We start from the raw sequence: 12,142 nt of genomic DNA, 5'->3' as shown, positions 1-12,142 counted from the left end.
GTCTCGTGCCTTCCGCAAATCAACAGGTGCCAAAATTTATTCTTTGCTTATACATAACCTTTTCTTTATAAATCTCTCTTCTGCTTACGGCGTGATGATGAAGCTTCTCTTGTTCCTGTTTCTGTTGTTGTTGTTCCTTGGCCTTCAACTTGCGGTGAAGCCAGGCCAATGGTGGATGGATCTTTTTTTCGCTTTCCCATGGTTACACCTCCTCTTTTAGTTTTTGAAGATTATCGTGACTTATACAGAATAATTATGGAGAACTTTGGCATGATATTGATTGAGGAGGTGTTTTGTATGGCGAAAATTGGTGTAGAAGAATCCCTATCAGATATTCAACAAGCTTTAAGGGAAAAAGGACATGATGTGGTTCAATTAAGACAGGAATCTGATGCACAGAATTGCGATTGCTGTGTTGTTACAGGTTTAGATTCTAATGTAATGGGTATGCAGGATACCTTTACAAAAGGCTCAGTCATTGAAGCAAATGGAATGACCGCAGATGAAGTGTGTCAGCAGGTAGAAAGCAGACTCCAGTAAGTCGGTAAAACAACACAATAAGTGATTCGTTACTTAAACTGCCAACCAAGGCAGTTTTTTTTATACCTCCCTACTTTAATCAAGAAAATTCTTTCGTTATAATGATAGAAGACACTTTGATAGATTTTGAGAGGACATAATACATGAAGAAGTTATTACTTGTAGGCCTTGCCTTTGTCATACTTGGCCTATCGGCATGTTCATCAAAGGAATCACCCCAAACTAAACCAGTAGAATTGACCATTTCAGCTGCTGCTAGTCTCAATGAATCACTAATAGAAATAAAAGAGAATTTCGAAAAAGAAAATAAAAACATAAAAATTTTGTACAATATAGGGAGCTCTGGAGCCTTGAAACAACAAATTCTCCAAGGAGCACCTGTTGATCTCTTCCTATCTGCATCACCTGACCAATTTAAAGAATTAATACAAGAAGGTTTAATCGATGCACAAAAGCAGATTGATTTATTAGGTAACCAGCTTGTGTTAATCACTAACAAAGAAAATTCTTTACAACTAAATGGTTTTTCTGATTTGACGGATAGTCAGGTTAAAAAAATTGCAATCGGTATACCAGAGTCTGTTCCAGCCGGTAAATATGCTAAACAAACACTACAAAATACTGGTATTTGGGAACAAATTCAACCTATTGTCATTCAAACAAAGGATGTTCGCCAAGTTCTTACATATGTAGAAACAGGTAATGTTGACGCAGGCATTGTTTATATGACAGATGTAAAAGTATCTGATAAAGTACATGTTGTGGCAACTGCAGGTGATCAGACTCACGATTCGATTATTTATCCTGCAGGCATAATAAAAACTACATCCCATAAAAAAGAAGCTGAAATATTTCTTGACTATTTACAAAGTAAAACCGCAAAAACAAGTTTTAAAAAATTTGGTTTTATAGTATTGGATTGATAATCATGTTTGCATATGAATTTTGGCAGCCCCTTAGATTCTCTCTAGAAGTTGCTTTTATTTCCGTTATTATTGTTAGCTTTTTTGGCATTTTTTTTGCTAGACTTTTATATAACAAGAAATTCAAAGGTAAGATGCTGCTTGAAACCTTCCTTATGATGCCGATCGTTTTACCGCCAACGGTGATAGGATTTTTACTGATATACTTTTTTGGAAGAAACAGCCCAATCGGTGCCTTAATTGAAGGATTTTTCCAACATTCCATCATGTTTACACCCTGGGCTGCGATTATTGCTTCAACCACTGTTGCATTTCCTCTTATGTACCAATCTGTTAAATTAGGCTTTCAATCGGTCGATAAAGATATAGAAGATGCAGCAAAAGTGGATGGCGGAAGCAGAGGAAAGGTATTTTTATTGGTATCCCTGCCTTTGACACTTCCTGCAATAATCTCCGGGCTGATTATGAGTTTTGCACGAGCTATGGGTGAATTTGGAGCAACATTAATGTTTGCTGGGAATATCCCAGGAAAAACACAAACAGCTCCAACAGCGATTTATGTTGCGATGGAATCCGGTAATATGGGCTTAGCATGGGCATTCGTTCTATCAATGGTACTCATTTCTTTTCTCATGCTGCTGCTTTCGAATATGATTCAAAAAAAGCCATGAAGAGTATATCTCTCCATGGCTTTATTACATTATTGTCTCTTCACTAATCTTTTTCTAACGCCCAGAAAAAGTCCCGCAAATGCAATAACTATTATTCCATAAATAATATTTACACTGCTCTCTTCACTAGTTAACAGCTTTCCCTTTTTTACTTTTCCTTTTACTTGTTTAGGTTCTTTTACTTCAAGTTGTATAGATTGAATGACATCACCATCGTTTACAACTTCGAGCACACCTTTATCGGTAACACTTTCTTTTGATCCATTGATATGCTCTGTAACAACAATATCACTTTTAGTATAATATTCTTTATCTTTCATTTTAAATAACTCGTTTTGTTTAATAACGCGATGTTGAAAGTTCTTTAAACCATATTCAATCAGTTTTTCTGTATCCTGATACGTATCCTTGCTTCTATCCCCTTTTAAAACAATGGCAGTCAGCTTTAAATTATCATTTTCCGCAGTTGTTGCTAATGTGTGTTTTGATTCATCTACAAAACCAGTTTTTCCACCAGTAATTCCTTCAACAGGAATCTCGCCTTTTAAAAGACGATGGTGGGTCAAGAGTGTCGTTTCCCAAGACTCACCACTCCAAGGGAGCTCTTTTGTTCCGAAAATCTCTGTGAACACTGGATTCTTTTTTGCATAATTGGTTATTAAGGCTAAATCTTTAGCAGTTGTATAATGATTTTCATTAAACAATCCATTTGGATTAGTAAAATTCGTATTGCTTACCCCTACTTCCTCCCTTAAATACTTATTTATATTTACTGCAAACTCTTCTACACTTCCGTCTATATGTTCAGCGATTGCTACTGCCGCGTCATTCCCTGAGTTAATCAGCATTCCTTGAATTAGCTTTTTTAAAGGGACCCTTTCACCTTCAACTAAAAAAACTCTTGTTCCCTCTTCCTTTACCGCTCTAGGACTTATTGTGACAACATCATCAATGTTACCATTTTCCAAAGAGTAGATGGCTGTTGCAATTTTCGTCAAACTAGCAGGGTATAATTTTTCATCACTATTTTTATTATATAAAATGGCACCTGTTTCTGAATCTACTAATACTGCAGCTTCACTTTTTATATCTAAGGACTGGTTTTCTGCAGCGTAGCTATTTGTTTGGCTCGATAAAATAAGAAATAGTAGCATTATAATTGATACAAACCTTGACAATTTACAACATCCTTATTTTTTTATTTACCATCTGATTTTATCAAAATATCATTGAAAGTAAATATCAATTAACCAATTGTCATTCAACTGAAAGGTTATTAAAGCGACTTTGAAATAATCGCAATAAAAAATGGCTCAACCAAAGCCAAGCCGTGTCCTACCTTCTACGCTTTGAAATTAATAATGTTATTTGGGTCATTGTTAATGGTAAAGAAAATGTTGACTTTCTTCTATAGCCTAAGTATTTCGACTCCCATTTGTTTGTATATTCCTCTTTAAATTTTCGTAATCCTTGAAATTGATTTAGCTCGTTTCCATGTAGATAAATTTGGGCTGCAATTTTTTCACTTACAAATGCATATTTCGATACTCTCCCACCTAATTTAAAAAAGGTATAGCCGTTTCCATGGAGATATGGCAGCATATCATCACTAACTTGATAGAAGACGGGGGTATATCCGTAACGGTCTGCTTGTTCCTGAAACTCCTCAATCGCACTTGATAATTCGTCATTATCACCTATTAAATCCCCAAGAATCACTAGTTTATCTGCATATTGTTGAAAAGGAATTAAGACAGTCTTCTTACTGTTCCAATAAATATATTTATCATCGAGTAATTGTAAATGGGACAAACTCTTTCCATAATAGGTATTTAAATGTTTTATTATCTCTTCTTCTTGACCAATCGAACGTTCAAATTTCCACTTTTTAGGTTTACTTATTACGTATCCTGCATAAAGAATGAGTAATGCAATGAGCAGGCCAATCATCGCACTGCTGAATAAATCCGATGAATCTTCAATGACATATGGCAAAAATTGTGACGGGATGGTGATTTTAGCGGATGGCAAATTAGAATAGCCAATTACCAAATACATTGAAATGATAACCGTAATAATCAGGATATCAACTGTGGTTTTTCCCCACGTTAGGACATAACTTTCCCGATAAAATTGTCCTTTTGATGCTCTTAGTAATAGTGCAACCGTAATAAGAAAAATAGCTTCTTCGTAATCAATTCCTTTAAAGATAGAAAAAAGGGCAGCAAGAATTAACACAAGCATGGTCAAATCGTAAGTTCTTTTTACGCTGTATTCTATCCCGCGGGATAACCCAAGCAAGAGAAAGCCTGCAGCCACAGAAAGCTGATGAGAAATATTAATGATTGGAAAAGACAAAATTTCCTGAGCGATTCTAAGTCTATCCATTATTCCTGGAACACTTGCGGATAATAGCAGGATTAAACCTGAGAGAAAAACGAGAATGGTCACCATAACATGACTTATATTTTGGAGGATTGTATTTGGAATATTACTCCATGATTTGTTCCATTTCTCCCAATATCGTTTTATAAAAAGAAGCGTACTGAGTAAAAATGGGATCAAGTAATATCCAATCCGGTAGAATAATAAGATAACAAGAACTTTTTCTTCCGGAACATGTAAGTCCTGCATTCCCCAAATAAAAACGATATCAAACGAACCAAGACCACCTGGTATCATACTAATAATACCAGCGCAGGCAGCCACAACATAAACAGGAAAAAGCTGTTCAAAGGTAACAGGTATCTCCATAATCCAAGATAAGAACCAAATACCACAAAAAACTGCGGTCCACTCTAACAGTGAAATAATGAAAAGTTTTGCTCCTGCTCCAAAGGTGATTAATGACTGCTTGTCCCTTTTATTTTTAACAAAATGAATTCCAAAAAATATTGGCAAGTATAATGCTATACCCAGTACGCCAAAGAATAGCCATTTTGTTTGCACAAAAATAGGATGATTGCTGAAATTCAAAGCTACTGACATAGCAAATAAAGAAATTCCTGCCATATAAAAAAAAGAAACAGCTGCAATTCCGCCTACTAACCTTCGCTTATCATTTTCAAATCTATGATAGAAGTAGGTTCTCAACATCGCTCCAATTAAGCCGCCAAAACCAAATAAGTTTGAGTAGGTATTAACAATTAATGCTTGTTCAAGTACTTCCTTTTTTCCAGCCTTTATTCCAAGAATCTTCAATAGCATTACATCATAGAGAAGCATTGGTAACACCGCAGCAAACATTACAAAAAAGATAAGGATTAAAGTACCAAACCATAGTTGTACAATTTCAGATTGAAGTAATCCAAGGTCTAAATTCCCAATGAACTTTTTCAATTCAAGTAGTGCAAATACTAATAAGAGTAAGGGAAAGAGAAATTTTACCACTGTAAATATTTTTCCTTTTTTCATACCGATAACTTACCACCTGTACTTTCAGACCTATATAAACTATAAACTTTTCAGCTGGAAAATCAAAGAAATTATCACTTCATTAATGTATATGTACAAACAATAGAAAAAAAATATAAAAAAAGAGACAAGTTTCCCTCCCTTCTCTGCATAAACATGAAATAGGACAAATTAATGGGGGGTTAATAATGAAATTTTTAGTATTAAAGAAAGATACACTTGTCTTTATTTTGGTAACAGCATTCTTGCTCGTAACCATTTCTGCATGGTTTTTGCTAAAGGCTGGGGACACTGCTGTATTCAATCAAACAGCAGGTGGCGAGGTAAGAGAAATTCATATGGTCACAGTAGAATATAACAGTACTACAAAAGACGGAAAGGAAATAGAAGTATACCGGTGGGATCCAGGAACAATTAATGTTGAAGCTGGTGAAAAGGTAAACTTATACATTAGTGGCATTAACGGTGAGGAGCACCCATTCTATATTGAAGGTACAGACATTAAAGGAACCGTCAAAAAAGGTGAAGAGACCATGGTACCTCTTCAAATTGATAAAGAAGGTACTTATCGTTTGATTTGTGAAGTTCATGGAGACAGAGATCATAATGGTCCAATGATTGCTGACATCATCGTCGATTAAAAGCAGGAGATTTCTCTCCTGCTTTTTAATTGTTTCTGGCAGCTGTTTCAGTGAGTTTACACTATATACATGTTGGAATTATTGTTTTTTTCTTATATAACAGTTTGTGTTTTTCCTCAAATAATTATAGTACAGAATTTCATTAACGCTCATACACATACCTCGTACCAAAAGTAAAAAACCTTGTTAAACCAATGAAAAAATAAGGTTCACAATATGTTAACAATATATGTGACTTCATTCACAAAAAATCTGTTACACTTTAGATAAGAAATAACTGCTACACAGTTATATTAATTTAAACAATCTTACGAGGTGAAATAATGATGGAACAATGGAGAGGTTTTACTAAAGGTACTTGGACAAAAGAAGTTAACGTTCGTGATTTCATTTTAAAAAACTATAATCAATACGAAGGTGACGACAGCTTCCTAGCAGGTGCAACAGACGCAACAATCAAGCTTTGGGATCAAGTAATGGAATTAACAAAGCAAGAACGTGAAAAAGGCGGAGTCCTAGACATGGATACTGAAACAGTATCTACTATTACTTCTCACACTCCTGGTTACCTAAATGAAGAACTTGAAAAAGTAGTTGGTGTTCAAACAGACAAACCTTTTAATCGTTCTATGCAGCCTTTCGGTGGAATTCGGATGGCAAAAGCAGCATTAGAATCTTATGGATACGAACTAAATCCAGACATCGAAAGATTCTTTACAGAGTTCCGTAAAACTCACAACCAAGGAGTTTTCGATGCTTATACAGATGAAATGATGTTAGCTCGTAAAGCAGCGATTATTACAGGACTTCCTGATGCTTACGGCCGTGGACGTATTATTGGTGACTACCGTCGTGTAGCACTATACGGAGTAGATTTCTTAATCAAGGAAAAACAAAAGGATCAAAAGAATACAAGCAAGGTAATGACAGAAGACAATATGCGTCTTCGCGAAGAAATTGCAGAACAAATTCGTGCATTAAAAGAATTAAAAGAAATGGCCAGCAGTCACGGCTTTGATATTTCTCAGCCTGCCACAACTGCACAAGAAGCATTCCAATGGTTATACTTTGGTTACTTAGCTGCTATTAAAGAGCAAAACGGTGCTGCAATGAGTCTTGGTCGTGTATCTACATTCCTTGATATATATTTAGAAAGAGACCTGCAAGATGGTACCTTAACTGAAGTTGAAGCACAAGAAATCGTTGACCATTTTGTTATGAAGCTCCGTTTAGTTAAATTTGCACGTACACCTGATTATAATGACCTATTCAGTGGTGACCCTACTTGGGTAACGGAGTCAATTGGCGGTATGACATCTGACGGTCGCTCTTTTGTAACAAAGAACTCTTTCCGTTTCCTACACACATTAGATAACTTAGGAGCAGCTCCAGAACCCAACTTAACAGTGTTATGGTCACCACAACTGCCTGAGAACTTTAAAAAATATTGTGCAAAAATGTCAATTAAAACTAGCTCTATCCAATATGAAAACGACGATATCATGCGTCCTGAGTACGGCGATGATTACGGAATTGCTTGCTGTGTATCCGCTATGGAGATTGGGAAACAAATGCAGTTCTTCGGTGCTCGTGCAAACCTTGCAAAAGCACTTCTCTACTCCATTAACGGTGGTGTGGATGAGAAATTAAAAATTCAAGTAGGACCACAATATCAACCAATCACTTCTGAGGTATTGAATTACGAAGAAGTTATGCAAAAGTTTGATCAAATGATGGAATGGCTTGCAGGTTTATATATCAATACCTTGAATGTTATTCACTATATGCATGATAAGTACAGCTATGAAAGAATTGAAATGGCTCTACATGACTCTCAAATCTTACGTACCATGGCAACAGGAATCGCTGGATTGAGCGTAGTAGCTGATTCATTAAGTGCAATTAAATACGCTGAAGTGAAAGTTATTCGCGATGAAAACGGTCTAGCTGTCGATTTCGAAACAACTGGCGACTTCCCTAAATACGGAAACAACGATGACCGTGTAGACAGCATTGCGGTTGAAATTGTAAAAACATTTATGAAAAAGTTGAGAAAGCACCAAACCTACCGTAATTCTGTTCATACAATGTCAATCTTGACGATTACATCAAATGTGGTTTATGGTAAGAAGACTGGCAATACACCAGATGGCCGGCGTACCGGCGAACCATTCGCACCAGGTGCAAACCCAATGCATGGCCGTGACACAAAAGGTACACTTGCTTCTCTATCTTCCGTTGCTAAACTGCCGTACAGCTCAGCAATGGATGGAATTTCAAATACTTTCTCCATCGTTCCTAAAGCATTAGGTAAAGAAGAAGAAAGTCAGGTTCGAAACTTAGTTTCTATCTTAGACGGATATGCAGTCAAATCTGGTCACCATCTAAATGTTAACGTCTTTAATAAAGAAACATTAATGGATGCAATGGAACACCCTGAATTATATCCACAATTAACTATTCGTGTTTCTGGTTATGCGGTTAACTTCATCAAATTAACAAAAGAACAACAGTTAGACGTGATTAACCGTACTTTCCACGAATCACTATAAAATTAGATTTTGGGGCTCCTTTTAAGGGGCTCCTGCTTTAAAAATAAAGGGGGATCTTCACCATGAACGGAAATATACATTCTATTGAAACATTAGGAACAGTCGACGGACCAGGTATACGCTATGTTGTATTTACCCAAGGCTGCCTATTACGCTGCCAGTTTTGCCATAACGCGGATACATGGGAAATCGGCAGCGGCAAACAGATGACCATTTCCGAAATCATGGATGATCTCATGTCCTACCTGCCTTTCATCCAATCTTCTGGTGGAGGAATCACGGTCAGCGGTGGTGAACCACTTCTACAAATACCGTTCCTTACTGAATTGTTTAAGGAATGTAAAAAGAAAGGGATTCATACGACTATTGATTCTTCTGGGGGTTGTTTCTCACACTCTAAACTGTTTATTGAACAGCTTGAAGAGTTATTAAACTATACTGACTTGATTTTACTTGATTTAAAGCATATTAACCGTAAAAAACATATCCAATTAACCGGTATGGCAAATGATCATATTCTTGAATTTGCTAAGTTTTTATCAGACCGTAAAGTACCTGTTTGGATACGCCATGTCCTCGTCCCTACTGTTTCAGATGATCCAGAGGATCTTCAAAAGCTTGGGGAATTTATTGGTACACTAGAAAATGTCCAAAAGATTGAAATTCTTCCCTATCATAAGCTTGGTGTTTATAAGTGGGAAGCACTAGGACTGGAATATCCATTAAATCATGTTGAACCACCTTCAGAAGAGAAAGTGGAACTCGCATATAAAATGATTACTGCCCACTGGAACAAACCCTTAATTGAACAATAAAAAAGAATGCTGTCGGAATGGCAGCATTCTTTTTAGAATTTATTTTTTTTAGAGAATTTTTCTACAATGTTTATTCCAGCGGGATTAAATTGCTTCTTTACCGTTTCTCCTTTATACTCTTAACATTAACAAATAAAAGTGAGGTGATTATTTTTGTACCAAATGCTGATTGATTTTACTGATGCAAATGCATTAGAAGCACTTTATTTAAGTCTTTACTTCGGTGTCATTATCAAGTTACTTTGGGCATGGAATGTGGAATATTGCTTCATGGGGTCCATAAGTGAACCAGCTCATACAAAAATCAATCACCCATTGTTTATTTATAAGAAGAAATGCTCTGTAAATAGAAATCTAATTCTAATTCGTATTTTTAAATATATTCGTAGAAAAGAAAGTTCACAGGATGATACAGAAGAACCTATTTCCTCCTCCCTATTCACTTATAAACAACTTAAACAATCTTAGGAGGAAATATGAAAATCAAAAATTCTTTACCAACTTTACTACTATTAACATTTACTACACTGCTCCTTTCTGCCTGTTCTGCAGCAGACGGAAAAGGTGATGGATTTTTTAATACGTATTTTGTCGAACCATTTACTGTTTCTATTCATTTTCTAGCTGAATTTTTCAATGGGAGCTATGGTTTATCGATTATTCTTGTTACCCTCATCATTCGACTGATATTAATGCCGTTTATGCTAAAGCAATATAGAAATCAAATGAACATGAAAGAGAAAATGGATGTCATGAAACCTGAAATGGAAGCCATCCAAAAGAAAATGAAAGATGAAAAGGATCCAAAAAAGAAACAAGAAATGCAGCAGGAATTAATGGGTCTTTATCAGAAACATGGTGTCAATCCATTAAATATGGGATGTTTACCTCTTCTGATACAAATGCCGGTTCTAACGGGCTTTTATTATGCGATTCGTGGTTCTGAAGAAATTGCAAGCCACCGTTTTCTATGGTTTAGTCTTGGAGACCCTGATATCATTATTACCCTTATTGCAGGTGTCATTTATTATTTCCAATTTAAAGTTTCACAGTCTAACATGCCATCTGCTCAGGCGCAGCAAATGAAATTCATGGGGCTATTGTCTCCACTTATGATTGTCATATTCTCTTTCAGTTCGCCTGCGGCACTTCCGCTTTATTGGGCAGTGGGTGGTACGTTTTTAATTCTGCAAACATGGTTAAGCAGAAAGATATATCAAAAAGGAAAAGAAACAGAAATGAAAGCAAGTACAATGAATTAGTAATGAAAAGAAGCATTGGATTCCAATGCTTCTTATTTTATGCCAAGTTTCCTTTCTACGCTCAACTTAACAGTCTCCCACTCATTATCAAGGATCCTATAGAAGACCGTGTCTCGTACGTAGCCACCCGATATTTTTCTATCCTTCCGTAACGTACCTTCTTTTAGAGCACCTATTCTTTCGATTGCTTTTTGAGAACGAAGGTTTCGAGAATCTGTTTTAAGTTGGACACGCCTAACCTTCCAGCTTTCAAATGCGTGTTGAAGAAGCAGATATTTACATTCAGTGTTTACTCTGGTTCTCCAGGAATCAGGATGATACCAAGTGGATCCAATTTCCAGACTATTATGTTCAGGTGAAATATCAAGATACCGTGTACTTCCAATAATTTTGTCTTCCTGATTAATAATAGTAAATGTGTATTCGGTACCCTTTTCTCTCTTCTGGATAGCAGAAGCTATCATCTGCTCCATTTCTGCTTTACTTCTTACCGTAGTAGCCATATAGGTCCAAATCTCATCTGGTTTAGCTGCTTCCCATAATCCGTCAATATGTTCGAAGCTGATGGGAAGTAATGTAACTGTTTCCCCTTTTAACTCAAAATGTTCATTCCACATCTTCATAGCGCCAAATCCCCCGTAATCTTTATTAAAAAAATAGACTAAAGGCGAGGCCTATCAGTCTACATTTTGGAAATATTCTTTATAAAATCCCCCGACTTTGCCGGTATTGTCAATAATATAATAAAACTCTTCTGTTTCATTTTTAACATCATAAATCTTTCCGGCAGTTAATGTGTTATTTACTATATATTTTTTGGCATCCGTATGTACACATTTTACTTTTTTTACTGTTTCTCGATTGCGCCATGTTAAATGAATCATCCTTGCACCGTTCCTTTCCGTTACTAACTATTCCTTAGTATAATCAAATGAGACACGGTAGCGCAACTAAATTTCTTTGATGACTTTTGAAATATTAATATGCTTTTAATATGACAAATTTGTGAATTGGGTTCTCAAATGGGAATAAAACGATTACAATAATAAAAACTGAATATTCAATCCATTTTCTAAAGGAGGCATTCTAAGTTGAAAATTATGAGTAACGAACTATTGGTTGTTTCGTATCGGGATGCAGTTAAGTCTGGGAAAGAAAAGGAATGGATAAAGATTTTAAAGGATGAAATAAAACGTCGTGGATTAAGGCCATTTAAAAATCGATAACTTTGCCATTTGTATTAAGAACCGCCGCTAATGTTCGGCGGTTTTTTACTGTAGGCTGTGTTTAATCGGGCTGTTGATTTGTGCTCCAGGTGCTTCGC

The 12,142-nt window shown here is 36.0% G+C and carries 14 protein-coding genes; 9 read left to right on the top strand and 5 right to left on the bottom strand.

Annotated elements, in window-relative coordinates; genetic code table 11:
- Nucleotides 1-65: 65 nt before the first annotated feature.
- Nucleotides 66-200, bottom strand: coding sequence for a YuzL family protein (locus CHI06_RS16095; RefSeq protein WP_095249646.1), 135 nt, complete (start codon nucleotides 198-200; stop codon nucleotides 66-68).
- A gap of 97 nt (nucleotides 201-297) precedes the next feature.
- On the opposite strand from CHI06_RS16095, the gene CHI06_RS16090 reads away from it, so the two are divergent.
- From CHI06_RS16090 to modB, 3 genes are all read left to right on the top strand, one after another.
- Entirely contained in the window at nucleotides 298-540 is a 243-nt protein-coding gene (locus CHI06_RS16090; protein WP_095249645.1) for a YkuS family protein, read from the top strand.
- 143 nt (nucleotides 541-683) lie between these two features.
- Nucleotides 684-1,463, top strand: a complete 780-nt coding sequence (gene modA, locus CHI06_RS16085; protein WP_095249644.1) for a molybdate ABC transporter substrate-binding protein — start codon at nucleotides 684-686, stop codon at nucleotides 1,461-1,463.
- 5 nt (nucleotides 1,464-1,468) lie between these two features.
- Nucleotides 1,469-2,134, top strand: coding sequence for a molybdate ABC transporter permease subunit (gene modB / locus CHI06_RS16080; protein ID WP_095249643.1), 666 nt, complete (start codon nucleotides 1,469-1,471; stop codon nucleotides 2,132-2,134).
- A 29-nt stretch (nucleotides 2,135-2,163) separates the two neighbouring features.
- Here modB and CHI06_RS16075 read toward each other — a convergent pair whose 3' ends face one another.
- Together CHI06_RS16075 and CHI06_RS16070 are read right to left on the bottom strand one after the other, a co-directional pair.
- Entirely contained in the window at nucleotides 2,164-3,312 is a 1,149-nt protein-coding gene (locus CHI06_RS16075) for a D-alanyl-D-alanine carboxypeptidase family protein (protein WP_257009330.1), read from the bottom strand.
- A gap of 157 nt (nucleotides 3,313-3,469) precedes the next feature.
- The gene (locus CHI06_RS16070; protein WP_095249642.1) at nucleotides 3,470-5,548 is read right to left on the bottom strand and encodes a phosphatidylglycerol lysyltransferase domain-containing protein; all 2,079 of its coding nucleotides are present in this window, start codon (nucleotides 5,546-5,548) and stop codon (nucleotides 3,470-3,472) included.
- A 188-nt stretch (nucleotides 5,549-5,736) separates the two neighbouring features.
- Between CHI06_RS16070 and CHI06_RS16065 the strand changes: the two genes are divergently transcribed.
- The 5 genes from CHI06_RS16065 (at nucleotide 5,737) to yidC (ending at nucleotide 10,818) form a co-directional block, all read left to right on the top strand.
- Nucleotides 5,737-6,189 (top strand): cupredoxin domain-containing protein, encoded by a 453-nt coding sequence (locus CHI06_RS16065; protein ID WP_095249641.1) that lies wholly within the window; start codon nucleotides 5,737-5,739, stop codon nucleotides 6,187-6,189.
- Between the two features lie 326 nt (nucleotides 6,190-6,515).
- Complete coding sequence (gene pflB, locus CHI06_RS16060; protein ID WP_095249640.1) at nucleotides 6,516-8,741, top strand: formate C-acetyltransferase; 2,226 nt, start codon at nucleotides 6,516-6,518, stop codon at nucleotides 8,739-8,741.
- A 62-nt stretch (nucleotides 8,742-8,803) separates the two neighbouring features.
- The gene (pflA, locus tag CHI06_RS16055; protein ID WP_095249639.1) at nucleotides 8,804-9,556 is read left to right on the top strand and encodes a pyruvate formate-lyase-activating protein; all 753 of its coding nucleotides are present in this window, start codon (nucleotides 8,804-8,806) and stop codon (nucleotides 9,554-9,556) included.
- Between the two features lie 153 nt (nucleotides 9,557-9,709).
- On the top strand, nucleotides 9,710-10,024 hold the full coding sequence (locus tag CHI06_RS16050; protein WP_095249638.1) for a hypothetical protein: 315 nt from the start codon (nucleotides 9,710-9,712) through the stop codon (nucleotides 10,022-10,024).
- An 8-nt stretch (nucleotides 10,025-10,032) separates the two neighbouring features.
- The gene (gene yidC, locus CHI06_RS16045; RefSeq protein ID WP_095249637.1) at nucleotides 10,033-10,818 is read left to right on the top strand and encodes a membrane protein insertase YidC; all 786 of its coding nucleotides are present in this window, start codon (nucleotides 10,033-10,035) and stop codon (nucleotides 10,816-10,818) included.
- A 32-nt stretch (nucleotides 10,819-10,850) separates the two neighbouring features.
- On the opposite strand, the gene CHI06_RS16040 is transcribed toward yidC, so the two are convergent.
- Together CHI06_RS16040 and CHI06_RS16035 are read right to left on the bottom strand one after the other, a co-directional pair.
- Nucleotides 10,851-11,441 carry a GNAT family N-acetyltransferase gene (locus CHI06_RS16040; protein ID WP_095249636.1) on the bottom strand — a complete coding sequence of 197 codons (591 nt, stop codon included), beginning with the start codon at nucleotides 11,439-11,441 and terminating at the stop codon, nucleotides 10,851-10,853.
- A 54-nt stretch (nucleotides 11,442-11,495) separates the two neighbouring features.
- Entirely contained in the window at nucleotides 11,496-11,702 is a 207-nt protein-coding gene (locus tag CHI06_RS16035) for a DUF6501 family protein (protein WP_095249635.1), read from the bottom strand.
- Between the two features lie 216 nt (nucleotides 11,703-11,918).
- Between CHI06_RS16035 and sda the strand changes: the two genes are divergently transcribed.
- A complete protein-coding gene (gene sda / locus CHI06_RS16030) occupies nucleotides 11,919-12,044 on the top strand; it encodes a sporulation histidine kinase inhibitor Sda (protein WP_373558151.1) in 126 nt (41 codons plus the stop codon).
- Nucleotides 12,045-12,142: the final 98 nt, after the last annotated feature.

This window comes from Bacillus sp. 7884-1, assembly GCF_002272245.1.
In the GTDB taxonomy this organism is placed as follows: Bacteria; Bacillota; Bacilli; order Bacillales; family Cytobacillaceae; genus Neobacillus.
This window is presented reverse-complemented; position numbering and strand designations above follow the sequence as displayed.

Coding starts and splice junctions, on each gene's coding strand:
- CHI06_RS16095 (WP_095249646.1), bottom strand. CDS start 200: ATGGGAAAGCGAAAAAAAGATCCATCCACCATTGGCCTGGCTTCACCG.
- CHI06_RS16090 (WP_095249645.1), top strand. CDS start 298: ATGGCGAAAATTGGTGTAGAAGAATCCCTATCAGATATTCAACAAGCT.
- modA (WP_095249644.1), top strand. CDS start 684: ATGAAGAAGTTATTACTTGTAGGCCTTGCCTTTGTCATACTTGGCCTA.
- modB (WP_095249643.1), top strand. CDS start 1,469: ATGTTTGCATATGAATTTTGGCAGCCCCTTAGATTCTCTCTAGAAGTT.
- CHI06_RS16070 (WP_095249642.1), bottom strand. CDS start 5,548: ATGAAAAAAGGAAAAATATTTACAGTGGTAAAATTTCTCTTTCCCTTA.
- CHI06_RS16065 (WP_095249641.1), top strand. CDS start 5,737: ATGAAATTTTTAGTATTAAAGAAAGATACACTTGTCTTTATTTTGGTA.
- pflB (WP_095249640.1), top strand. CDS start 6,516: ATGGAACAATGGAGAGGTTTTACTAAAGGTACTTGGACAAAAGAAGTT.
- pflA (WP_095249639.1), top strand. CDS start 8,804: ATGAACGGAAATATACATTCTATTGAAACATTAGGAACAGTCGACGGA.
- yidC (WP_095249637.1), top strand. CDS start 10,033: ATGAAAATCAAAAATTCTTTACCAACTTTACTACTATTAACATTTACT.
- CHI06_RS16040 (WP_095249636.1), bottom strand. CDS start 11,441: ATGAAGATGTGGAATGAACATTTTGAGTTAAAAGGGGAAACAGTTACA.
- CHI06_RS16035 (WP_095249635.1), bottom strand. CDS start 11,702: ATGATTCATTTAACATGGCGCAATCGAGAAACAGTAAAAAAAGTAAAA.
- sda (WP_373558151.1), top strand. CDS start 11,919: ATGAGTAACGAACTATTGGTTGTTTCGTATCGGGATGCAGTTAAGTCT.